We start from the raw sequence: 24,826 nt of genomic DNA on the forward strand, positions 1-24,826 counted from the left end.
GGAGCTTAACCTAAACAATCACCCCTTGCTTTTTTGTAGATACAACTAACAAAAATCTATTTTTAGTAGTTTTTACGATTGTATACCCGCAATCGCCTTCTTCGCTTTTTGCTTAGAAGGAGCTGATAGCTTTTAGATGCATTACCCTAATTTACCATTTTTATCATTTTATCAACTCTAACAAATCAAATTGCATGAGACACATTTTACGTATTAGCTTGTGGATGCTGGTATGCTTGTCGTTTGTTGCCGTAAGGGCGCAAGACAAGGTTGTGACTGGAAAAGTCACCTCATCCGAAGACGGTGCCGGGCTACCGGGCGTTTCCATTACGGTAAAAGGCACTACGCGCGGTGCCAACTCCGACGCGGAAGGGAATTATCGTATTTCCATTCCTGACAATGCCACGTTGGTATTCAGTTTTGTCGGGTTTTCTCCATTGGAGGAAAAAGTAAACGGACGTTCGGTGATCAATGTTCAGCTAGCACAGGACACCAAAACATTGAGCGAGATTGTGGTAACGGGTTTTGGTTCGCAAATCAAGCGCGAATTGACGGGTAACATCGCTCAGGTAAAAGGAAAAGACATTGAAAACATGCCTACGCCGACCGTAGATGCCGCTTTGCAAGGAAAAGCCGCCGGGGTGTTTATCAACTCAGGTTCGGGTAAATTAGGCCAAGCCGTAACGGTGCGTGTTCGTGGAAACTCTTCTATCAGTGCCAGCAGTCAGCCGCTGTACGTAGTAGACGGAACGCCCATCACCACGGGAGACTTTGGTAACTACGGCGGTGAAACCAACGCTTTAGCGGATATAAATCCAAACGATATTGAGTCTATCGAAGTACTGAAAGATGCTTCTGCGGGGGCAATCTACGGTGCCCGTGCCGCCAATGGTGTAGTGTTGATTACCACCAAACGTGGTAAATCAGGCAAAACCAATATTTCTTTTAACTACCAAACAGGAACGGCCGAAGCGGCACGTCGTCTGCCTTTCCTCAGTTCTTCGGAGTTTATTTCGTTCTACAAGCAAGCGGCTGGATACCGTGACAAATTGGCCAATATCGACCCAAATGACCCAGATTCTTTTACTCAGTACATTTTTGGCGCGGGTGGCTTCCTGGAATATTACAGCTACGGTACCTACGGAACGCCTCAACAAGCCGATGTGAATTGGCAGGAACAGGCTTTTCAAAAAGCGCCAATGCACCAGGCCGATTTGCAATTGAGCGGCGGTAATGATAAAACAAGATTCTTTATTTCAGGTCAGTACTTAGATCAGACAGGAACGATTATTGGCAACCGATTGAAGCGTATGTCGGGGCGTTTAAACCTTGACCATCAAGCCAACAATTGGCTTTCTATCGGTTTGACAATGAACTTGGCTCGTACTGAGAACCAACGTTTGCCAGATGACAATGCATTCTCTAATCCATTGCAGATGTCGGCATTGACGCCATTGACGCCTTTGCTGGATCCTACCACAGGCCTTCCCGCTGGTACTCCTCCTGGTGATATTAACATTCCTTTGTACTACAACCCGATTATTTCAATCAACTACGCCAAATTTGTGGCAACGTCTATTCGTAACCTAACGAATGGTTATTTGCAGGCCAATATTTTTAAAGGATTGAAGTTTCGCAGTGAGGTAGGCGTTGACTTATTAAACCAGCAGGAAGAAGGCTATTTTCAGAGCCAAACTGTTCGTAACCAAACCCGTGCTACCAACGGTATCGGTGCAAACTACGGTACGTTTGTGACCAACTATAATACCAATAATTTCTTTGCGTACGACAATACTTTTGGCAGACACGGAATCAGTGCTACGCTCGGGATGTCGTATCAGCAATCTCAGACCAAAACCAACTTCATCGAAGGTACGCAGTTTCCTTCGGACTCTTACCAGCGGATTGCCAGTGCTGCCACCAAATCTGACGGTAGCAGTACCGAAACAAATTTCCGTTTCTTGTCTTATTTTGCTCGTGCCAACTATAAATTTGCTGATAAATACTTACTCTCTGCCAGTGCCCGTATCGATGGGTCCTCACGTTTTGGGGCCAATTCACGCTACAGTTTCTTCCCTGCGGTTTCGTTGGGATGGGTGCTGTCGGAAGAGAATTTCCTAAAGAATAACACTGTCATCAGCTTCCTGAAAGCCCGCGCCAGTTACGGTGGAACGGGTAACTCAGAAATTGGGAACTTCCCACAACTGGGTCTCTTTACGGGTGATGCAGGATATGCAGGAGCAGCAGGTCAGCGGCCGTCACAAATCGGGAACCCTGATTTGAGATGGGAAACGACCTATCAAACTGACTTTGGTATTGACTTTGGTTTCCTTAACAACCGTATCAATGGTGAAATTGATTACTACGTTAAAAATACCTCTGGTTTGTTGTTGAACGTAAACATTCCTGCGACCACTGGTTTCTTGAGCCAAGTGCGCAACGTGGGTAAGTTGGAAAATAAGGGCTTTGAATTTGTGGTAAATACACAAAACTTTGTGGGTAAATTTAAGTGGAATACTTCATTCAACTGGGCCAACAATAAAAACAAAGTAACTGATATTCAAGGGCAAGTCATTGAAGGAGGAATTCGTAACATGAACCGCGTGGTAGAAGGACAGCCTATCGGGGTGTTTTACACGGTTGAATATGCGGGCGTAAATCCTGATAACGGTGATGCGTTGTTTTACAAAAATACCACAGGTACCGATGGCTCTGTTGATAGAACAACCGTAACCAACGCTGGATATAACTCTGCGCAACGGGTAGTGGTAGGAAATCCCAACCCGAAATTTATCGGAGGTATTACCAACTCATTCTCTTACAAGGGTTTTGATTTAAGCGTATTCTTCAACGGAGTGTACGGCAACCAAGTTAACTTCTATGGGGTAGGTCAGTATTCGTCAGCCAATGGTATTTACGAGGATAACCAAACCAGAGACCAATTGAACGCTTGGACCCCCGAAAATCGTAACACCGACGTACCAGAGGCACGTTATCTGCGCGGCAACGGAAATCAAGCATCAAGTCGCTACATTTTCTCAGGTTCTTATTTACGCCTTCGTACGGCCACATTAAGCTACACTCTGCCAACGAGCCTCGTCAATCGCGTGAAATTAGACAAAGTTAAATTGTATGTTTCGGGGATGAACTTAGCCACTTTTACCAATTATAAAGGTTGGGATCCTGAAGTAAGCGCCGATAGTTTTACCAGCAATTTTGCCATTGGTAACGACTTCTACACGCCGCCTCAGCCGCGTACCATTTTGTTTGGTATCAATATTGGTTTGTAAATCCTCTTTAAAACGACTTTCAGAAAATGAATAGACTATTCAAATATAGCTTTTTAACCGCCGCTGCGTTGACGCTGTTGAGCGGTTGCGACCAAAAACTCAATGTAGCACCCACCCAAAGTATTGATGACGTGGCCGCTTTGAGTACTTCCAAAGATGTTGAAGTGACCCTGATTGGTTGCTACGACGGTATTCAGGATGGTGACGTGTACGGGGGGGCTTTTCAGTACGTATCCGATTTATACGGTGATGCGGGCGAAATTCGCTTTGGCGGTACTTTTGCCAACTTACTCGAAATTTTTGATAAGCAATTAACCACCGCCAACTCAACTGCCGATGTGACTTGGAGCGATACCTATCGGGCCATCAACCGTTGTAATAATGTTTTGTCGGCATTGGATAAGGTAGAAGAGGCCAAAAAGGCGCGTATCGAAGGTGAAGCGCGTTTTATCCGTGGTTCGTTGTACTTTGAACTGGTACGTCTTTATGCCAAAACATGGGGCGATGGCGACAATGCCGCCAATCTGGGAGTGCCGCTTGTGCTTGAGCCTACGCGGAGTGTGACCGATGCTGACTACAGAAAACGTAACAGTGTGGCCGAAGTATACGCGCAGGTATTGGACGATTTGACCAAAGCCGAGAATTTATTGCCCGCTACCAATACTATCTATGCCACCAAAAATGCCGCCGCTGGTATGTTGGCCCGGGTGTATTTGCAGCAGGGAAATTATGCTTCTGCACGCGATGCCGCCAATCGGGTGATTACTTCTGGTCGTCAGCGTTTGGTGACTCCATTTAGTTCCTTGTTTTACACGTTTTTGAGAAATGGTGGTGCAAATCCAGCGGAGTATGTTTTTTCAATGACAGTCACATCGCAAGATGGTACCAATAGCCTCAATACTTATTTTGGAGCAACGGTAAGTTCAATTCCAGGTACCGCAGGTCGCGGCGATTTTCGTATTTTGCCAGCCCACCGTGCCCTATACGGAGCGGGTGATACGCGGGGTGAGTTTTTTCAAGTAGCTGCTAATAACACCTTTACTCAAAAGCACTTAGACCGTTTTGGAAATGTCCCTATCATGCGTTTGGCGGAAATGCATTTAATTCGTGCCGAAGCTAATTTCCGCCTTGGTACGACCGTAGGAGCGGCCCCTTTGGCAGATATCAATGCGATTCGTGCCAGAGCGGGTGCAACGGCTTTAACCGAGGTGACTATTGCTGATATTTTGAAAGAACGCAAGTTAGAACTGGCTTTTGAAGGGCACACGTTGCACGATATTAAGCGTTTGAAAGGCAAAGTGGGCGCGTTGGACTTCAACAGCCCCCGCTTGATTTTTCCGATTCCTCAGCGTGAAATAGATGCTAACAAACAATTGACACAAAACGTGGGTTACTAGAAACTGCTTCACGTCTTTGTTATTATTAAAAACAAAAAACCTTCGGCCTTGGTCGAAGGTTTTTTGTTGATATTTGCACCTGAAAAATTGAATTCTCAATGACCCCCGCACTTTCTCACCGACAACAGCTTTTTTATAACCACCTCGCTCAAACCTCCGATTTTCCGTTGGCACTAGACATCGAGCGAGCCGAGGGAATCTATTTATACGGTCAAAACGGCCAACGCTACATCGACATGATTTCGGGAATTGCCGTCAGCAACGTGGGGCATCGGCACCCACAAGTGCTGGAAGCTATTCATAATCAGTTGGATAAATACCTGCATTTGATGGTGTATGGCGAATATATCGAAACCCCGCAGGTCAAACTTGCCGAAGCGTTGGTTAAAACCTTGGCAGGGTTCAAAACCCTGCCAAGGTTCGGGTCATTAGACAATGTCTATTTTACCAACTCTGGCACCGAAGCCGTGGAAGGAGCCATGAAGTTGGCCAAGCGTTTTACGGGTCGTTCCGAAATTATTTCCTGCTTTAATGCCTACCACGGCTCTACCCAGGGCGCGTTGAGTTTGGCGGGGGCGGAGTTTTTTAAGCGGAGTTTTCGCCCTTTATTACCTGATGTTCGTCATATTCGGCACGGAATACTCGAAGATTTAGAGAAAATTACGACCCGTACGGCGGCGGTGATTATTGAGGTGATTTCGGGAGAAGCGGGCGTACGCGTACCGACCGAAGCCTATCACCAAGCCCTGCGAAAACGCTGCGACGAGACAGGAACACTCCTGATTTTTGATGAAATTCAAACGGGCTTTGGCCGAACGGGTACCTTCTGGGCGTTTGAACACTACAACGTGGTGCCCGATGTGCTTTTGTGCGCCAAAGGCATGGGCGGCGGCATGCCCATCGGAGCCTTCATTGCGTCCAAAGAAATCATGTCTGTTTTTAAAAATAATCCGATTTTAGGGCATATAACCACTTTTGGTGGCCATCCAGTGAGTTGTGCGGCTTCGTTGGCCACGTTGGAAGTGGTGCAGGATATTTTGGACGGAACAAGGGGAAACGGAGAAAATGAGGAATTGAGCATTAATGAGAAAGGAGATTTGATTAAAAGATTATTGATTCATCCAAAAATTAAAGAAATCCGTGGGCGAGGGTTAATGCTGGCGGTAGAGTTTGCATCCTTTGACGTGTTGAAACCCATCATCGACCGGGCCATTCAAAACAGCCAAAATGGCGGCGGTGTTATTACGGATTGGTTCTTATTTTGTGATAATTCCATGAGATTGGCGCCGCCTTTGGTTATTTCTGAAGCGCAGATTCGCGAAGCCTGTGCGATAATTTTGGGAGCGATTGATTAACAAATTTTGATACCTTTGCAGCGAAAGTCGTGACCCGATTTTTAACCTCCACCAATCTCAATTAATAACTAACGGAAAAAGTACCCAATGGACACCAGATTTTTAGGCGTAGGCGTTGCGCTTGTGACCCCTTTTGACGCTAACCACGACATTGATTTTCCTGCTCTCCAAAAACTCCTTCACTTTGTAAGCGATAGTGGCGTTAACTACCTTGTGGTACAGGGTACTACGGGAGAAACATCGACCACCACCGCTCAGGAAAAGCTGGATTTGCTCAAGTTTGTGCAGGAAAACAACCCTAAAAAGCTCCCCATTGTGTATGGGTTGGGAGGAAACAACACCCGCGCGGTGCTGGAAACATTCAAACAAACGGATTTGACGGGCGTCGATGCAGTTTTGTCGGTATGTCCTTACTATAATAAACCTTCGCAAAAAGGCCTGATTGCGCATTTTACGGCCATTGCCGACGCAAGCCCCGTACCCGTTTTTCTGTATAACGTACCCGGACGGACGGTGGTCAACATGAAAGTAGAAACCATTGCAGAATTGGCAAAACTCCCCAATATCATCGGTATCAAAGATGCGTGCGGGAATTTTGACCAGTACATGGAACTTGCCAGCGAATGCCCGAGTGATTTTCTTTTGATTTCGGGAGACGATAACCACGTGACACCGATGGTAAGCGTGGGCTGGAGAGGAGTTATTTCGGTGATTGCCAACGCATTCCCCAAAGAATTTACGGAAATGACCTGGCACGCTATTGAAGGCCGCATGGATGAAGCCGCCGCTATTCAGTACCGTTTTCTGGACATGGATGCGCCGTTGTACGCCGAGTCTAATCCAGTAGGAATCAAAAAGTGCCTCGAAATCAAAGGCATTTGCAGCAGTGAGGTGCGTTTGCCGTTGGTCAAAGCTTCAGATGAACTGGGCATGACGCTGAAAGCAATTATGGAAAAAGAAGGGCTGATATAAGCTAAACTCTGTTACGATTGATATATAAAACAAAAGCGCGAGACTGGGTCCCGCGCTTTTGTTTTTTTAGTAATGCAAGTTTTGAGAAACCTACATTACGATCTGGTTAAGGAACCATAAATACCGCGTTGGAAAACAACAGTTTGCCGTTGTACCAGAAACCACGGAAGAGCGGGTCGTTTGCCATGTAAATCACCTTGCCGCGTCCAATTTCTTCAACGCCGTAAAACAGCGCATTTTGCAGTTTTTCTTTGGCATTTTTACCCGTAAATCCAGCCACATAGCTCTCTTTTTCTTTCTTCAAATACCCTACGTTCCAACCATCTTTTAGGAAGTCGTAGTTGTAAGTGTTGTTGACCAAAGCAAAGAAATGGTCAGGGAAACCAAAGGCTAACGGGTGCGAATTGTCAAGTTTGATACGGTAAATACTACCGGGGGTATCGTCCGAAACCGCCTCACGCTCACGGTTGCCGTATACTTTGAGCGAGTCGGCCGATGTTTTTTTGTCCATTTTTTTGCCGTCCTCTTTTTTGTTTTTGAGGCCAAATCCTTCTTTATCGGCCAATAATGAGGTAGCATTTTCTAACAAAATCAATTTGCCGCCCCCGCGCAACCACTCGCGCAATGCAGGAAATTGGCTTTCGCGCAGGATATTTGCACCAAACGAAGTAGGAATAATCAACACGTCCAGTTTCGCAAACGGAAGGATGCTTGTAAAGCGGCTGTTGGGGTCAATCAGTGTGATGGGGTATTTGAGTTCTTGATCGAAGAAATGCCACACTTCGCCCACGGCGGTCATTGAGGTGCCTTCGCCCGCAATCAGGCCGATGCGCGGAGCTGCTTTCAGGTTAAATACATAATCAGAACCAAAATCAGAGCCTTTAGTAGCCCCACCGCCCTCGGTGGCGTTGAGGGTGATGCCAAGTTTGGTGGCTTCTGCCCGAATGATTTTGTCAAAGGCATCGCCTAGCAGTTCGTTGCCTGCGCGGGTAATGACAAGCGTTCCTTGCGCGTAAGCTTTACCGCCAATTTCAAACGGCTTTTCGGCCGCCCGAACGCGTATTTTTTGTTTAAGAACCGCGGCCAAAAACTTGGCATCTTCGGCTGATTTCCAATTGACAAGGTAGGCGTAAGGCTTATTTACCATGCCCGTTGCGGGTTGGACAGTGGCGGCTGGTTGCGCGCCGGGCGTAAGCTTCTCTTTAACACCGTAGGTTTTGGCCCCAAATGCCAACGGAACGCACCACGACGTAATGTCATACGTCACCGAATCTTCCAGTTTTGGCTTGGTTTCAAATAATATTTTCAACAGGTTGGATTTGGGCTGATAGGCGCTGATGACCAAATCGCCCGCGTCGGTTTTAAAGGCTTCGTCTTTTTGATTTAAGTAATTATAACCCGTCAATGACTTGGAGTCGGTGGCGTATCCGTAGCGAATTTGGTTTTTATCCAATAATTCTTTCAATGCCTTAATACGACCTTCTTCGCCCGCGGCTTTTATCACGTACGACTTATAGTTTCCAAGCGGGTTGTTTTGGTTACGATCATAAAATTTAATGAATTCGTCCACTACTTTTGCTGAGCGGTCGGCAATGGCTTCCATGGTAGCAATACTGGCCGCTGCCACGTGGGCTACACGGTCGGTAAGGCGCAAGGTATCGCCTTCTTCGGTCCGCTCGTAGGCCAATCCGGCGATGCCGCCGCCACCTTGTTCGTAGGTCATCGCAATGGCACCGTTGTAGGTAGGCCAAGTGTCGCCATAGCTGGGGTAAAACAAATCGAAGCGCTCACGCGTGTAGTACAACCAGTTGTTACGGTCAAAATAACGTTTGTTATAAGTTCCGACCACATCCTGCATTTCGCGTTGCCAAGGGGTAATATCTTCGTGGTATGGCTTAGCCGAAGGTGCAAAATAATACGGACTGTTGGGCCCCATTTCGTGAAAATCGCCGTGAACGTGCGGCATCCATTGGTGATATACTGCAACCAACTGTTGCATAATTTCCTGCGTTTGCCAAGCCCAATCGCGGTTGGGGTCAAACAAATAGTGCGTGTATCGACCACCTGGCCACGGCTCGCCGTGTTCCCAGGCGGAGGTATTGGCGTTGGGCGAAGTTCCTATTTTTTGGTTGTACCAGTTTACATACCGGTCGTGGCCGTCGGGGTTGAGACAAGGCGCGAGAATGATAACGGCGTTTTTTAAGATTTTGTCAGACACGGTTCCACCCGCCAATAGTTCGTGCAATACCTTGGGAAATGCGGCGGAGTTGGTGGCTTCGTTGCCGTGTACGTTGTAGCTCATCCAAATCACGGCTGGGCGAGTTTTGCTCGTGGGCTGACCAGCCAACATTCCAATGCTTTTGAGGTGGTCGGTCCGAATTTGCTCCAAGTTCTTCATGTTTTCTTCGGAACTAACCACGACCATCATCAAGGGGCGTTTTTCAAACGTTTGGCCATACGACATCACTTTCACCTTGGCAGGAACCTGAGAGGCAGCATGATCAGCGTATTGGTACAACCGGTGCGTAGGAACCATTTGTTCGCCAGGGGCAAAACCGAAAAATTGTTGGGGAGATTGGAGTTGAGCAAAGGATTGAAGTGCCAGGAGTAATCCTGCTAAAATGAACGTAAATTTTCTCATTGGGTTTTGTTTGAAGATAAATGGCATTCTAAGGACTTTTGTAACAAAGATAGACAAACTTCTTTTGAATGTATTTGACAAATTTAGCCGTAGCAACCATAGAAAACGACGTATTGGTGCTTTTTAGAGAAACTAACTGTAACAACTTCATGAAATCTCGTCGTGATTTTCTTCTCAAGATTGGTGGCTCGGCATTAACCCTGCCTTTGGTATCTGCACTAACGCCAGCGGAGGCCGCAGTACTTCCTGAAACTAGCCCTGTCGCTGACAAACAACTTCGGGTGGTCTTGGTAGGCCTTGGAAGTTATGCAGAGCGGGTGGCTACTGCCATGAAAGACTGCAAAATAGCCAAGTTGGTGGGAGGAGTAACGGGAACACCCGAAAAAGTCGGAAAATGGTCGGATAAATTCGGTTTGGACAAAGCCAATTTCTACGATTATAAAGACTTTGAAAAAATCAAAGATAATCCCAACATCGACGCGGTGTACATTACGCTGCCCAATTCAATGCACCACGAATATACCCTTCGGGCCGCCAAAATGGGCAAACACGTCATTTGTGAAAAACCTATGAGCGTCAGCGTAAAACAGGCACAAGAGATGATTGCAGCCTGTAAAAAAGCCAATGTGAAGCTATATATTGGCTACCGACTGCACTTCGAACCCTATACCCGCGAATTGATACGGATGCGAGAATCGGGTGAATTAGGCAAAATTATGCACGTAAATACTTATGACGGCTTCAAAAGTGGCAACCCTAATCAATGGCGACTCAAAAAAGCCCTCGCGGGAGGAGGCGCCCTGATGGATGTCGGTATTTATTGTATTAATGGTGCTCGCTACGCCACGGGTGAAGAGCCTATTTGGGTTTCGGCAGAAGAAGCCAAAACTGACCCCGTGAAATTTAAGGAAGTAGACGAGACCGTGACCTGGCAAATGGGTTTTCCTAGTGGAGTAATAGCTTCTTGTTCAACTACTTATAATTTCAATAATTTTGAACGCCTCTACGTAATTGGCGAAAAAGGCTTTGTCGAACTCGGCCCTGCTTTTGGCTACGGCCCCATGAAAGGCCGCACCCATAAAGGGGAAATGAGCTGGGATACGACCAAAATGCACCAAACTTGGCAAATGGACGGCATGGCCGATTGTATTCTGAACGGAAAACCTGAACCCAACATATCGGGCGAAGAAGGTTTGAAAGATATGAAAGTGATAGAAGCAATTTACAAATCTATTGCGGCGGGAGGTAAAAAAGTGCCTGTTTAGTTACTTTTTCACCTCATTCAACCAACATGAGTCATCCCAAACTTTGGAAATCGGTATCGAAGCATTTCAATACCGATTTCCTGTTCTATGACACCATTGTTTACAAAAAAGAAGAATTCAATCAAGAAAAGCAGTAAGTCATAGAATAAGGTTACATTTTTACTACTCTGCAACATACACGCTGACGGCCAAACTATTTTTTAAAATCTTGGGTTGAAAAGTAAATACCTAAGTACAATTTGAATTATTCCAAATCAGTCATGCGTCGCGAAATTTTTGAAACGATTAAGTTAAGTATTCCCATCATCATTGCCCAACTCGGCGTTATTCTCATGGGCGTTACCGACAATCTGATGGTTGGGCGTTTTCTGGGTGCGGTGCCATTGGGCGCCGCAGGCTTGGCTACTTCGCTGTCGTTTCTGGTCACGAGCATTGGTTTTGGTGGATTAGGCGTCATTGCGGTGCTCATTTCCCAAGCCAAAGGACAAAATGATACGGCCGAAATCGGGCGGTTGTTTCGGGCGGGGCTTTACGTAGCCATTTTAATGAGTATTGTACTAGGACTCGTAGGGATGGCCATTGGAATGAATATGGACGCTTTAGGCCAAACACCCGAAGTAGCCCGCTTGGCTGAGCCATTCATGTACTATTTAAGCATTTCTACCTTGCCGTTATTGATATTTGTGGCAGCCCGGCAGTTAGCCGACGGGCTTTCCTATACACGAGTGGCCATGATTGTAACCGTTTCGGCCCTATGTTTCAATGCTTTGGTCAACTGGTTACTGATTAATGGTATCTGGATTTTTCCAAAAATGGGCCTCAACGGAGCCGCCGCAGGAACGCTGTTATCGCGCATCTATATGGCGGTGGCTATTCTGGTCTATATCTATAAAACCAAACATTTTTCACGGTATCTTGTGGCCGCCCGTCGCGTAAGTACCGAACTAGTGGTCAAAATCTTACGGTTATCCGTCTCCGTCGGGTTTCAGTTTTTCTTTGAGGTAGCCGCTTTTTCACTGGCAGTAGTCATGATTGGCTGGCTGGGTGAAAGTCAGTTGGCCGCCCACCAAATCGCCATCAATTTAGCTTCCACCACTTACATGATGGCCACGGGTATTGCCTCAGCGGGAGCCATCCGCGTGGGACGTGCTTTTGGTGAGCAACAGCCAAAAAACGTGCGCAGTGCGGGTACGGCCGCTTTTGTGTTGGTTGCGGCATTTATGGGCGTATGGTGCATTACATTCCTGACGGCGAGTGATTTTCTTGTGTCTCTCTACCTGAAAGACAATCCAGAAGTAACGCAAATTGCGGCAACACTCATGATATACGCGGGTTTTTTTCAACTCTCCGACGGCATTCAGGCAACGGGTCTGGGTACATTGCGTGGCGTATCAGATGTCAATGTCCCCACCATTATCACACTGATAGCCTACTGGGGGATTTCCCTCCCCTTGAGTTATGTATTGGCTTTTACCTTCCAAATGGATGTCGAAGGAATTTGGATTGCTCTCTCGGCGGGGCTTACGTTTTCGGCGGTTTTTCTGACCATTCGATTCTACCGATTGGTGCGCTTAAAACGACCCGAACCCTCCAATTTGCCCATAGCGTAGCCTTGGGAAATGTTTTTTTATTGATTCTTTTACTTAAAGCAAAAATACTCCGCCTTAACAGTATTACTTCCTTTAAGTTTTATCAATATTTGTAAAAACATCGACCCTTTATGAATCCCCGTTACTCCTTCGTCCTCCTTTGTTTACTCACGTTTGTCACTTTTGCCCAAAAGAAAAACACCCCTCTCCCACCCTCCGATCCACTGACTGGCTTTGATGCGTTTGTCAACCAAATGCTTGTGGAATGGCGCGTACCAGGGGCATCGGTGGCCATTGTGAAAGATGGTAAACTTCTGTACGCCAAAGGTTATGGATTCAAAGACATCAAGAAAAATTTACCCGTTACGGAAAAAACCCTTTTCCCGATTGCCTCCTGTACCAAATCGTTTACATCGGCGGCGTTAGCGATTCTGGCCGATGAGGGAAAACTGGATTGGAACAAACCCATCAAAGAATACCTTCCTGATTTTCAATTGCAGGACGAATTTGCCACGAGAACCATTGCAGCCCGAGATTTGGTGTCTCATCGCACTGGCCTCGCCCGCCACGACCTCACGTGGCTTTATGCCAATCTGGGACGTCAGAGTTTATACCAAAACCTGAAATACTTGCCACTTTCAAAGCCCCTGTACGCCCAGTACCAATACAACAATTTGATGTTTATGACCGCAGGCGTTTTGATTGAACGCGTCTCTGGCAAAAGTTGGGAAAACTTTTTACGGGAAAAAATCCTGCAACCGCTCGGCATGAACCAAACAGTGCTTACTTATCCAGAACTATTTCAGAAAGAGGACTATGCACTTTCGTACCGCGACTCCAACGGCCAATGGACAGAACAGGGGTTTGGCAGCAACGTGGATGCTATCGGTCCAGCGGGGTCCATCAAATCCAACGTGGTTGAAATGGCTAATTGGCTCATCATGCAACTCAATAAAGGGAAGTTTGGGGACAAACAAATCGTTTCGGCCGCTAATCTAAAAGAAAACCATACCCCGCAAATTATCGTATCACCCGCCGAGGCAACGTTTAGCGAGTTGGGTTATGCTTCTTACGGCATGGGATGGAGCATCAACACCTACCGTGGGCACCTCCGACTAGCCCACAATGGCTCGATTGAAGGGTACCGTTCACAAATGGCTTTTTTCCCCAACGACAATATCGGCGTCGTGATTCTCACCAATACGGGGGCCGTAGATTATTATTTTGTCAATGCAGTATGCAATTATTTCTCCGACAAATGGCTCAATTTACCCGTCATTGACTGGACTCCTCGCCTCAAAAACGCCCAAGTCGAAGCAAAAGCAAAGCAGGAAAAGGCAAAACTCGACAACGCCTCAAAACGCAAAAACAATACTGCCCCCTCCCACATACCCGATTCTTACGCTGGAACCTTTGAGCATCCTGCCTACGGCACCTTTGTGCTGGAGCCCAAAACCGACGGCACTTACGTAGGTGCTTTTCATGGGCTTCCCTTCACGCTCACACATTATCACTACGATATATTTGAAGGCACTGGCATCTTTGACCAAACGAAATTTGATTTTAAAATAGGACCAACGGGCGAAATCGAACGGGTGACTCTCCACTTGGCCAATGCTGGAGAAATTGGTTTTCAAAAAGTGATTAAATAAAACTGATTTTCAAAATCTTTGAATTTAAAGCGTTGATATACTTATATCACCGTTTATCCAAATTTAGTAGAGGGAGCAAATTTAGTTTTGTAACCTTGACATCGAAAATCCGAAACAGCGATGAAAAAATGGTTACTCGCCTTTGCGCTGGGTGTTAGCGTATTAGTCCACGTCCAAGCTCAACAAAAATATACCCTCCAACAGTGCATTACGATTGCGTTGGAAAACAACCTGCAATTGCGGCAATTAATGCTGCAAGTTCAAACGAATCAGAACGTTTTTGAACAGTCAAAATGGCAGCGTTATCCTACCCTCAACTTCAGCGGAAGCCAAGGTTTACAATCAGGACGTAACATTGACCCGTTTACCAACCAGTTTGTGGAGCAAACGGTCAATTTCTCCAACTTCTCGGTCAATACGGGCGTCAATTTGTTTAATGGTTATCAGCAAAAAAATATCATCAAACAAAACCAAACCAACGTTCTTGCCACCCAGAAAGATGTCGAGTCAAACCGCAACACCTTGATTTTGAATGTTGCTTCGAGCTATATTTCCGTATTGAACAATCAGGAACAACTCGAATTTGCCCGTCGTCAGGCCGAAACTACCCGCCTGCAATTAGACCGCACGGATAGATTGGTCAAGGCAGGGTCTTTGTCGCAAATCAACCTGTATGATATTCAATCGCAGTTAGCCAACGACGAACTGTCGATTGTCAATGCACAAAATAATATCGAACTGTCGAAATTGACGTTGAAACAACTCCTCAATCTGCCCGCAAGTGAAGTATTTGAAATAACCCCCATCGCACTGCCAGCGCCCTCTACGACAACCCCATACGATGCTACCCTAGAACAAGTCTACAACGCGGCCATTAAGTATTTACCCGATTTGGACGCGGCTAACTTGCGCATTGAAAGTGCCAAAACGGGCATTGAAATTGCCAAAGGTGCAAAACTTCCCTCCATCACTTTGGGCGGAGGGCTTAGTTCTTCGTTTTCCAGCGCGGCCCCAAAACAACGTTTTGTAGGTGACGGTGGCGCTTCCAGAGTCGTGGATGTTCCTTCTACTACGCGCTATGTATCTTATGGCGGTTTTACCGTCCCAGTCATTGAAAAAGTGACCGTCCCGAGCGGTGCGATTCAGGACTTCGGGTACTTTGACCAACTGAATTTTAACCGCAACGCCTCCCTTTCCCTTTCATTACGGATGCCTATTTTCAACGGTTATCAGGTAAAATACCGCATTGCAAACGCCATGATTCAGCAAAAAAACTTGGAATACCAAGCGCAAATCGTCCAGAACCAAATTCGTCAAACGGTTGAGCAGGCTTATTATAGCATGGTCAACGCCGCCAAGCGCTACGAGGCCACTTCCCGACAAATCGAGTCGCTTGAATTGTCGTTTAAAGCCGCCGAGTTACGTTTTAATGCAGGAGCTATCAACGCCACGGAATACAACATCGCCAAAAATAATTTGGACCGTTCACGCGCCAGTTTGATTCAAGCCAAATACGAGTATCTTTTCAGAACCAAAATTCTGGATTTCTACCAAAGCAAACCTATCTCTTTAGAGTAAAACGAAATTCCTTCCTCATCAATATTAAAACGGGAAAAAGACAAGAATATAAAAACGCTTTTTCCTTACTCATTCACTAAATTACACTTTACAATAAAATTAATCATGGCTAAGAAATCTTCTTCTCGTTTATGGTGGATACTCGGAGGCGTTGTGGTAGCATTGGGGGCGGGGTTGCTAATCGCTAAGCAACAAGGTTGGATTGGGAAAGTCAAACCGACCGAAGTAGAATTTGCCAAAGTAAAAAAGATAGACATCATTGAACGCGTGAGTGCTTCGGGTCGGGTGCAGCCAGAGGTAGAAGTAAAAATCAGCCCAGACGTACCAGGCGAAATCATCGGTCTCTACGTAGAAGAAGGCGACTCGGTGGTAAAAGGGCAATTGCTCGCCAAAATCCGCCCCGACAACTACGATGCGTTGTTGGCCCGTGCGCAGGCTGCGGTCAATTCTAGCAAAGCGGAAGTAGAACGCTCCAAAGCCTCACTGGCCCAATCCAATGCGCAATTGATTCGGGCAAAAGCCGATTATGAGCGTAATAAAAAATTACAAGCCGATAAAATTGTTTCGGACGCCGACCTTGAAAGAAGTGAGGCTGACTATGGGGTAGCATTGCAAAACGTAGAAGCTGCCAAAGCCGCTATTTCGGCCTCTAAATTCAACGTTCAAAGCTCCGAAGCCGCCTTGCGCGATGCGGCCGAGAACCTCCGTAAAACAACCATCTACGCCCCACAAAGCGGAACGATTTCTAAACTGAACGTCGAACTTGGAGACCGTGTGGTAGGTACGTCGCAGATGGCTGGTACGGAAATGATGCGTATCGCCAACCTCAACAACATGGAAGTGAGGGTGGATGTAAATGAAAACGATATTGTGCGGGTTCATCTCGGCGACACCGTTGACATTGAAGTTGACTCTTATGCCGAGCGAAAATTTATGGGGATAGTGACCGAAATTGCCAATACAGCCAATGGAATGGCTACAACATCGGCCAGCTCAGGCTCAACCGATGCCGTCACCGAGTTTGAAGTAAAAATCAAAATTCTGAACTCATCATACCGAGATTTGATGGTGAACCGCTCCAAAAAATCGTATCCTTTCAAACCTGGTATGACGGCCGCTGTTGAAATCATCACCGACCGTAAAGGGGGCGTACTTTCGGTTCCGATTGCCGCCGTTACCACCCGAGGCAAAGAGGAAGAGGAGAAAAAAGAAGGCCCCGACGCACCTCCGGCCCCTGCCGAGCCTGAGCAAAAGAACAAAAAAGAGGAAAAACTCAAAGAACTTGTTTTTGTGAATGACAAAGGCAAAGCCGTGACCAGAGAAGTGACCACGGGCATTAGTGATTTTGAAAACATCGAAATCTTATCGGGCCTAAAAGAAGGGGAAGAAATTATTTCTGGGCCGTTTATAGAAGTATCCAAACGCCTTAAAAACGGCACGCTGGTTATCAAAAAGGTAATAAAGAAAGAAACAAAAGAAGAAGATAAGGCTGTAAACTAAGCTTTAACGGCTTATTTTGAATCAGTATTTTAACGGCATTCCGCCTTGGCAGAACCGTTAAGGTACTGATTCTTTCTTTTTAGGGGAAAGTCGTTAAATTTGTCATTTAACCATTGTTGCACCCATGAAGCGATTTTTTTGCTTTTTTCTGTTCTGTTTTGTCGGTTTTACTTCAGGCTTTGCCCAAAATGAATTTGAAGTAGGCATTGAAGTGAAAGATAAGTACACCAAGCGCATTCTTATCCCAATTATATCGGTTTTGGCCCCAAATAGCCCCACAGAGCTTGCTGGGCAGATGAATTATGATCGGTACGTAATAACTGCAAAACCCGATATAAACTACCTGATAGTGGTGGCTTTTCAGGAATACAAGACCTACCGCCAAACCCATACATTTACCAAAAGTACTACCAACGATAGAACACTTCTGACGATTGAATTGGAACCGCTAGTGCCACCCAAAAATGCCATAACCGAACCTCAAAAATCACAGGAACCGCCCAAACCTACCCAAACATCTCCCGCTACCATCGTTTCTGCTCCTTCCAAACAAGAACTCACGTTTCAGGCAGTCGATGCCCTGACAGGCAAGCCAATTGCGGCGGAATTTTTGCTCACCAACGACCTAAAAGAAAGCTATTCGGGCACAACTCGTGCGACGGATGCTACGTTTTCAGCCCGCGTATCCCTCCAACCCCGCCCATATACCCTCACCGTGAACGCAAACGGTTATCGAAGTCACACATCTAAACTCTCCGTTTCTGCGCCTTCACCAGAAAATCAACCCGTACAAATCATTAAATTATTCAAGGGTAATATTGTTTTAAGAATCAAAGTCTTGGAAGAGCAAACGGGCAAGCCCATTCTCGCCACGCTCCGGATTGTGAGTGAGGGCGATGACCGTGAATTATTTAACCAAAAAAATTCTTTCAACGGACAAATACCCATTTCACTAAACCCTAACGGAAGTTACCGGATAGAAGCCGAAGCAAAAGGCTACATGCCGTTTCGAAAAAAACTAGAAAAAGCTGTAGAAACACTCAGTGAAACAACGCCATTAACCATACGGCTGTCGAAAATCGGCGATATTTTTCTAAACCTTTCGGCCGTAAATGCCTCTAGTGGACAACGAGTTGCGGCCACTTTTAAAATTACCGCCTCCCTGACTGGACAAGTAACCCAGCGAAAGAGTGCATTGCCTATCAAACATAAAATTGTGGAACCCGATATTTACCAAATCGAAACCATCGCGCCTGGTTTCGCTCCTTTAAAAGGAGAAATTGACGCCGAAGAGATTGGTGTTGGACAAGTGTTTAATTACGAGGCCAAACTTGTACCAACCACCAAACAACCCGCTACCAACGCTCCTTTAGAAACCTTTCGTTTTGCCATTTTGGACGGCCAAAGTCAAAAACCAGTGCCGAACGCGCGATTAAAAATTATCAATACAGCCACTCAAAAGGTGATTGCGGCCAAACCAACAGGACAATACAGAGAAACAAGACTGAAAACGGACCAAACTTATCTAATTGAGATTGAAGCCAAAGGCTACGAAAAAACAACCATGCAGATGGCAGCGGCAGAATGGGTCAATCGAGGTGAGTTTTTGACCAATATCTCGCTTGTTCCCATCATTAAAACCACTGCCACCCCTCCAAATCGGGTCATCAACGAAAAGATTTTTGACAATATCAAAGCGGGTCAATCAGTGAGCATTGAAGACAACATCTATTTTGACCAAAGCAGCTATATTCTTCGCACCGAAGCCTACGGTCAATTGCTACGTTTGGCCGCCGTCATGACCAAAAATCCCGACATTATTATTGAAATTGTAGGCCATACCGATAACGTGGGCGATGCTCGGCTGAACAAAATTCTTTCTGAGCAACGTGCAAAGGTCATTGCAAACTTTCTTGGCAATGAAGGTATCAATGAGTCTCGCCTTATCTACCGAGGCGAAGGCGGAACCAAACCCATTGCCCCCAATGATACCGACGAAAATCGCCGCCGCAACCGACGGGTGCAGTTTCTGATCAAGTAAAACAAAAACCTTCACTACATACTTATGAAATACTTTTTTGCTTTCATTGCGATCGGATGGATATTCCCCGCTTTTTCCCAAAAGCCTTCTGCTGCACGCCTCAAAGAAGCTATTCAAGCTAAACTGTCAGGTATAGAAGGTAATTTTGGTATAGCCTTCAAAGATTTGCAATCAAATCAAACGTTGTTTATCAACGAAAAGGAAAACTTTCATGCGGCCAGTACGATGAAAACGCCCGTGATGATTGAGGTTTTTAAGCAAGCAAAAGAGGGTAAATTCAAGCTTACCGATTCAATTTTGGTCAAAAACGAGTTTAAAAGCATCGTGGATGGCTCAACTTTCAGCCTCGACATAAGCGACGACAGTGCCGACGGGATGTACAAAATGATTGGTAAAAAAATGACCATTTACGACCTGACGTACCAAATGATTATCGTCAGCAGTAATCTAGCCACCAACATTCTGATTGATTTGGTGGATGCAAAGAAAGCCAACGCTACCATGCGCGACTTTGGCGCAAAGGACATTCAGGTAGTGCGTGGCGTAGAAGATAGTAAAGCGTTTCAGCTCGGAATGAACAACTCCGTAACGGCGTATGATTTGATGGTGATTTTTGAGAAAATCGCCAGAAAAAAAGCCATTGACCGCACTTCCTCGGAGGGCATGACAGATATTTTATTTGACCAAAAATTCAACGAAATCATTCCAGCCAAACTGCCCAAAGAAGTAAAAGTAGCGCATAAAACAGGCTCTATCACGGGAGTGCAGCACGATTCAGGGATTGTATTTTTGCCCGACGGACGCAAATACGTCCTTATACTGCTATCCAAGAACCTAAAAGACCCCAAAGCGGGCGTACGAACATTGGCCGATGTTTCGGAGATGATTTACGATTTTGTAAAATAGAAACTCAATCCGTATAAAGTCGACTTTGGATAAGCCTAAAAAAGCTCTTCCTCTACGCCTTCTTCTACTTTACTTTTACCTTCCAACACCTCCAAAATAGGTTTGATTTGGTAGATGCTCCGATTGTAACGGTTGCTGAGAATGATGATGACAAACTTGTTTTTAGGACTAAACCACATCAATGTATTATAGCCTTTCCACCAGCCAGTATGGTAGACGTACTTAGGCTCACGCGTAGCTTCGTTTACATGCATCCGGAAGCCATATCCATAATTTTTGATGCCATGACGCTCAAAACTCCGGGGAGTAAAAGCCTCTTTCATGGTTTCTGGACGCAAAACACAACCACCACTAAGACCTGAATACCAACGCAATACATCATCCATGGTGGAATATACGCCCTTATCTCCCACTACATCGTCAAAATTATCCTTGGGTAAACGACGGTTGTATTGATAGCCCGTGGTACGGTATAAATTTAAGGAATCGTTACGACTCGTAATCAAATACGTGTCTTTCATTCCGAGGGGTTTGAAGATATACTGCCGCAGGTAGTCTTCAAATTTTAAGCCTGATACTTTTTCTACAATGGTGGCCAAGAGGGCATAATTCGTGTTGCTGTAACTGAAGTTCCGATTGGGTGTGTTGTATAATTTAGGTTTCACGGCACAATACCATCGTACAATGTCGTCGTTGCAAGGATAAGGATTTCGCTTGCGTACGCTGTCGGTGAGCACATACGCATAGTTGGGCAGGCCACTGCGGTGCGACAATAGGGACTTAATCTGAATACCAGAATAGGGAAATTGCGGAATAAATTTTTGAATAGAATCCTCCAGTTTTAGCTTGCCTTCTTCGTACAATTTCAGAATGGCCACCGCCGTAAAGGTCTTGGAAAGCGATGCCAACTGGAATTTGGACTCAGAGCGCATCGTATCTTTGTGTTCAATTTGTGCATATCCAAAGGAGTTTCGATAAAGCACTACGCCTTGTTGGGCAATCAGAACATTCCCGTTAAAACGCTCCAACTTGTACTTTCGCCGAAAAATCGAATCCAAACTCGCCGTTTTTTGATCTGCCTTGATACGCGTCCGAATTTTAGAAATCTGTTCTGGGGTCAGGTTTGCATCAGTGACACAATCGGCCAGTGCATTTTGAAGGGAAGCGGCATGGTGCTGGTCGGCCGTGTTATTACAGGAAAACGCAACAATTAAGGCGAGAATGATACCGGTTTTAAACATCGCTGAAGGTTATAAATACGAGGCACTGAGTATTGAGTATGATCGTTACGCAATACGTTGCAACACCCGGCCATACCCTCTTTCGTTTACAAAAATAACAAAAAAGGCTTTGACATCAAGCCAAAGCCTTTATATGCTTTTAAAAATCAGGAGTCTGAAGATTAATCCGTTGGTTATGAATCGCATAACCAACCACTAATATCTACTTGCCTTTCTTTGCTTCAGGTGCTTTGCTGGCCACCACTTCCCCTTTAAGGGTTAAGTATAAAGTGCCATTTTCAGCATTGCTCGGAACCGTTACGGTTTTGTTGAAAGGTCCCATTACGCCTGCATTAAACGTAGCTTTGATTGACCCTTTTTTGCCAGGCATTACAGGCTCACGCGTCCATTCTGGAGTGGTACAACCGCATGATGCCGTTACGTTTCCTAAAACGACGGGATCAGTGCCAGTATTGGTAAACTCAAATACATGGCTTACGGGCTTACCCTGTTCGATTTTGGCAAAATCATGCTCGATTTTGGCGAACTTTACGACTCCCTTTTGCGCGTAGCTTGCTGCGCTGAATACCAAAATTGCTACGAAAAATGAAAGAAACTTTTTCATGTTCATTGTAAAATTTAGTTTTGTAAAAGTTGGTTGCTTATCTAACAATAATTGTACTAGCAAAAGTTTTGCCAAACGTTCTTTTTGACGAAATTTTTATGGCAAGGTAACAGAAAAAACTTGTATTTTGAAACCTGATTTGTTTTCCCTTATATTTACTTGCCAAAACAATGAAATTAATTATTCGTTGTAAATAATTAGTAAATGTTTATTTATTTTACTTTTTATTTCAACGGAAACCTACAAACTTTCATCAAGAAACGTGATAGAGAACGAACTCGCGACCGACTTTATTGCCCTTACGCGTCAAGGGATTCTGAACGATTATCGTTTGGTATGTGAAAGCCGACAAGCCAGCTTATTGGGTCGAAAGGATGTGATGGGAGGACGTGCTAAGTTTGGTATTTTTGGCGATGGAAAAGAGTTGGCGCAGGTCGCAATGTCGAAGGTGTTTCATAAAGGAGATTTTCGTTCGGGTTATTATCGTGACCAAACCATTGTAGCAGCACTGGGAAATCTCACCTGGCAGCAATATTTTTCTCAATTGTACGGACATGCCGATGTGGCCTTTGACCCGCATACGGCTGGGCGTTCGATGAACAATCATTATACAACCCGTTTTCTGGACGAGAACGGCCTTTGGAAATCACAAGTAGATACCTATAATCACATCAATGATCTTGCCCCTACCGCAGGGCAAATTCCGCGCTCGGTGGGTTTGGCCTATGCGTCCAAACTTTACCGACAAAATGAAGAACTCTGGTCGATGACCCATTTTTCGCGGAAAGGCAACGAAATTACCTTTGGCACCATCGGCGACGCCTCTACCTCACAGGGGATGTTTTGGGAAACCATGAACGCGGCGGGAGTATTGCAGGTACCGCTGTTGATGTCGGTTTGGGATGATGGCTTCGGAATTTCGGTACCTGTGGAGTACCAAACCACCAAAGGTAGTATCTCAAAAGCCCTAGCCGGGCTCCAGCGCCACGAAGAGGAAGCGGGGATTGAAATTTTTACGGTCAAAGCGTGGGATTATGTTGGTCTGCTGGAAACCTACCGTAAAGCAGAAGAGATTTGTCGTCGCGACCACGTGCCTGTGCTCGTCCACGTGCAAGAAGTGACTCAGCCACAAGGACATTCCTCTTCGGGCACGCACACTCGTTACAAGTCAGCAGAGCGGCTTGAATGGGAAAAAAATTGGGATTGTAACCGTAAGTTTAAAGAATGGATTCTAAACAACGGCTACGCCAACGAAGATGAGCTGGACGAAATAGACGAACAAGCAAAAAAACTTATTCGGAATCAAAGAAATGATGCGTGGAAAGCCTACAATGAAGCCATTGTAAAAGAGCAGAAAGAAGCCTTGACGCTCATTGAGGCGGCGGTTCAAGAAAGCCGTTTCAAAGAGGAACTACTCCAACTTATTGACGAAGTACAGCGGGAGTTTGTGCCCCTTCACCGATACAATACCACTGCCGTTCGAAAAACACTCCGCATACTGCGTTCTGAAAATATACCCGCCAAAAAGGCACTGGCAGATTGGCTCAAAAAAAATACTGAAATCAACCACGACCGATTCAGCTCTTACGTTTACAGTCAGTCTCCCGAATCTCCGTTAAAAATTGTACCCGTTGCTCCTATTTACGACGACGAATCGCCGTTTGTCGACGGGCGGGAAGTAGTACGTGCCAATTTTGGGGCGTTATTTGCTAATGACCCCCGAATCGTAGCTTTGGGTGAAGACGTGGGCAAAATCGGCGATGTGAACCAAGGATTTGCGGGCCTACAAGAATTATTTGGTGAGTTGCGAATTACTGATACCGGCATTCGCGAAACCACCATCATCGGCCAAGGCATTGGCTTGGCCATTCGTGGGTTAAAACCCATCGTTGAAATTCAGTACTTTGACTACGTATTTTATGCATTAGCCACCCTCACCGACGACTTGGCTTCGCTGCACTACCGAACCAAAGGCGGTCAAAAAGCCCCCGTCATTATCCGAACACGCGGCCACCGTCTGGAAGGAATATGGCACTCTGGCTCTCCCATGGCATCCGTTATTCACAGTCTCCGTGGCCTTCATGTGTGCGTACCCCGCAACCTTACCCAAGCCGCAGGAATGTACAACACCTTACTGCGCGGCGACGACCCCGCACTGGTGGTAGAGCCACTTAATGGCTACCGGCTCAAAGAGCGTATGCCTTCCAATCCAGGAGAATTCTGCGTTCCACTCGGGCAGATTGAAGTGTTGCGTGAAGGAACGGATGTAACCATTGTAACCTATGGCTCCATGTGTCGCATTGTGTTGGAAGCCGCCGAGGAGCTCGCCCAAACGGGAATTAGTGCTGAGGTTATCGACGTACAGACATTACTCCCCTTTGACGTTGACCATCAAATTCTCAAATCCATCAAAAAGACAAATCGGGTTATTTTTGCCGACGAAGATATGCCCGGCGGTGGCAGTGGATACATGATGCAGCAAGTGTTGGATGAACAGAATGCCTACAAATGGCTTGACTCGGCCCCACGATGCGTATCGGCCAAACCCCACCGCCCTGCTTACAGCTCCGACGGGGATTATTTTTCAAAACCAAATGTGGAAGATATTTTTGAAGCAGTGTATCAATTAATCAGTGAAGCTTCTCCAGACCAGTACCCTGAGTTTTGTTGATTTTAGAGCATCAAACCTTACTTTTCCTACCCTTTTCACCTACCCGCGATTTCGGTTGCGGGTTTTTTATTATTCTTTATTCAGTAGGATTATTTCAGGAAACACGCTTGTCTATTTCTTTGGA

The 24,826-nt window shown here is 45.8% G+C and carries 15 protein-coding genes; 12 read left to right on the forward strand and 3 right to left on the reverse strand.

Features of this window, described 5'->3' with window-relative positions:
* Window positions 1-194 precede the first annotated feature (194 nt).
* From DR864_RS10215 to dapA, 4 genes are all read left to right on the forward strand, one after another.
* Window positions 195-3,290: a SusC/RagA family TonB-linked outer membrane protein gene (locus DR864_RS10215; RefSeq protein WP_114066868.1), complete on the forward strand. Its 3,096-nt coding sequence runs from the start codon at window positions 195-197 to the stop codon at window positions 3,288-3,290.
* Between the two features lie 26 nt (window positions 3,291-3,316).
* Window positions 3,317-4,687, forward strand: coding sequence for a RagB/SusD family nutrient uptake outer membrane protein (locus DR864_RS10220; RefSeq protein WP_114066869.1), 1,371 nt, complete (start codon window positions 3,317-3,319; stop codon window positions 4,685-4,687).
* Between the two features lie 98 nt (window positions 4,688-4,785).
* Window positions 4,786-6,042, forward strand: coding sequence for an aspartate aminotransferase family protein (locus tag DR864_RS10225; protein ID WP_114066870.1), 1,257 nt, complete (start codon window positions 4,786-4,788; stop codon window positions 6,040-6,042).
* 87 nt (window positions 6,043-6,129) lie between these two features.
* Window positions 6,130-7,014, forward strand: a complete 885-nt coding sequence (gene dapA, locus DR864_RS10230; protein WP_114066871.1) for a 4-hydroxy-tetrahydrodipicolinate synthase — start codon at window positions 6,130-6,132, stop codon at window positions 7,012-7,014.
* A 106-nt stretch (window positions 7,015-7,120) separates the two neighbouring features.
* Here the strand turns inward: dapA and DR864_RS10235 are convergent, their stop codons facing one another.
* The gene (locus DR864_RS10235) at window positions 7,121-9,655 is read right to left on the reverse strand and encodes a M14 metallopeptidase family protein (RefSeq protein WP_114070233.1); all 2,535 of its coding nucleotides are present in this window, start codon (window positions 9,653-9,655) and stop codon (window positions 7,121-7,123) included.
* 149 nt (window positions 9,656-9,804) lie between these two features.
* Here DR864_RS10235 and DR864_RS10240 point away from each other — a divergent pair, with 149 nt between their 5' ends.
* From DR864_RS10240 to DR864_RS10270, 7 genes are all read left to right on the forward strand, one after another.
* Window positions 9,805-10,920 (forward strand): Gfo/Idh/MocA family protein, encoded by a 1,116-nt coding sequence (locus tag DR864_RS10240; RefSeq protein WP_114070234.1) that lies wholly within the window; start codon window positions 9,805-9,807, stop codon window positions 10,918-10,920.
* 260 nt (window positions 10,921-11,180) lie between these two features.
* Window positions 11,181-12,530, forward strand: a complete 1,350-nt coding sequence (locus DR864_RS10245) for an MATE family efflux transporter (protein WP_114066872.1) — start codon at window positions 11,181-11,183, stop codon at window positions 12,528-12,530.
* 110 nt (window positions 12,531-12,640) lie between these two features.
* On the forward strand, window positions 12,641-14,161 hold the full coding sequence (locus DR864_RS10250) for a serine hydrolase (protein WP_114066873.1): 1,521 nt from the start codon (window positions 12,641-12,643) through the stop codon (window positions 14,159-14,161).
* Between the two features lie 120 nt (window positions 14,162-14,281).
* Entirely contained in the window at window positions 14,282-15,739 is a 1,458-nt protein-coding gene (locus DR864_RS10255) for a TolC family protein (protein ID WP_114066874.1), read from the forward strand.
* Window positions 15,740-15,844: 105 nt separating this feature from the next.
* Window positions 15,845-17,239: an efflux RND transporter periplasmic adaptor subunit gene (locus DR864_RS10260; RefSeq protein ID WP_114066875.1), complete on the forward strand. Its 1,395-nt coding sequence runs from the start codon at window positions 15,845-15,847 to the stop codon at window positions 17,237-17,239.
* Window positions 17,240-17,363: 124 nt separating this feature from the next.
* Window positions 17,364-19,280, forward strand: coding sequence for an OmpA family protein (locus DR864_RS10265; protein WP_114066876.1), 1,917 nt, complete (start codon window positions 17,364-17,366; stop codon window positions 19,278-19,280).
* Window positions 19,281-19,304: 24 nt separating this feature from the next.
* Entirely contained in the window at window positions 19,305-20,186 is an 882-nt protein-coding gene (locus DR864_RS10270) for a serine hydrolase (RefSeq protein ID WP_114066877.1), read from the forward strand.
* 35 nt (window positions 20,187-20,221) lie between these two features.
* Here the strand turns inward: DR864_RS10270 and DR864_RS10275 are convergent, their stop codons facing one another.
* Window positions 20,222-21,427, reverse strand: coding sequence for a serine hydrolase domain-containing protein (locus DR864_RS10275; RefSeq protein WP_114066878.1), 1,206 nt, complete (start codon window positions 21,425-21,427; stop codon window positions 20,222-20,224).
* Between the two features lie 202 nt (window positions 21,428-21,629).
* Entirely contained in the window at window positions 21,630-22,031 is a 402-nt protein-coding gene (locus DR864_RS10280) for a DUF1573 domain-containing protein (RefSeq protein ID WP_114066879.1), read from the reverse strand.
* 262 nt (window positions 22,032-22,293) lie between these two features.
* On the opposite strand from DR864_RS10280, the gene DR864_RS10285 reads away from it, so the two are divergent.
* A complete protein-coding gene (locus DR864_RS10285; protein ID WP_114066880.1) occupies window positions 22,294-24,702 on the forward strand; it encodes a thiamine pyrophosphate-dependent enzyme in 2,409 nt (802 codons plus the stop codon).
* Window positions 24,703-24,826 lie beyond the last annotated feature (124 nt).

The sequence above is a fragment of the Runella rosea genome (assembly GCF_003325355.1).
GTDB classification, from domain to species: Bacteria; Bacteroidota; Bacteroidia; order Cytophagales; family Spirosomataceae; genus Runella; species Runella rosea.

Bases quoted from the DNA above. Each gene is read 5' to 3' on its own strand.
- DR864_RS10275 (WP_114066878.1), bottom strand. From the start codon at position 21,427: ATGTTTAAAACCGGTATCATTCTCGCCTTAATTGTTGCGTTTTCCTGT.
- DR864_RS10220 (WP_114066869.1), top strand. From the start codon at position 3,317: ATGAATAGACTATTCAAATATAGCTTTTTAACCGCCGCTGCGTTGACG.
- DR864_RS10245 (WP_114066872.1), top strand. From the start codon at position 11,181: ATGCGTCGCGAAATTTTTGAAACGATTAAGTTAAGTATTCCCATCATC.
- DR864_RS10215 (WP_114066868.1), top strand. From the start codon at position 195: ATGAGACACATTTTACGTATTAGCTTGTGGATGCTGGTATGCTTGTCG.
- dapA (WP_114066871.1), top strand. From the start codon at position 6,130: ATGGACACCAGATTTTTAGGCGTAGGCGTTGCGCTTGTGACCCCTTTT.
- DR864_RS10265 (WP_114066876.1), top strand. From the start codon at position 17,364: ATGAAGCGATTTTTTTGCTTTTTTCTGTTCTGTTTTGTCGGTTTTACT.
- DR864_RS10240 (WP_114070234.1), top strand. From the start codon at position 9,805: ATGAAATCTCGTCGTGATTTTCTTCTCAAGATTGGTGGCTCGGCATTA.
- DR864_RS10235 (WP_114070233.1), bottom strand. From the start codon at position 9,655: ATGAGAAAATTTACGTTCATTTTAGCAGGATTACTCCTGGCACTTCAA.
- DR864_RS10260 (WP_114066875.1), top strand. From the start codon at position 15,845: ATGGCTAAGAAATCTTCTTCTCGTTTATGGTGGATACTCGGAGGCGTT.
- DR864_RS10270 (WP_114066877.1), top strand. From the start codon at position 19,305: ATGAAATACTTTTTTGCTTTCATTGCGATCGGATGGATATTCCCCGCT.
- DR864_RS10280 (WP_114066879.1), bottom strand. From the start codon at position 22,031: ATGAAAAAGTTTCTTTCATTTTTCGTAGCAATTTTGGTATTCAGCGCA.
- DR864_RS10255 (WP_114066874.1), top strand. From the start codon at position 14,282: ATGAAAAAATGGTTACTCGCCTTTGCGCTGGGTGTTAGCGTATTAGTC.
- DR864_RS10225 (WP_114066870.1), top strand. From the start codon at position 4,786: ATGACCCCCGCACTTTCTCACCGACAACAGCTTTTTTATAACCACCTC.
- DR864_RS10250 (WP_114066873.1), top strand. From the start codon at position 12,641: ATGAATCCCCGTTACTCCTTCGTCCTCCTTTGTTTACTCACGTTTGTC.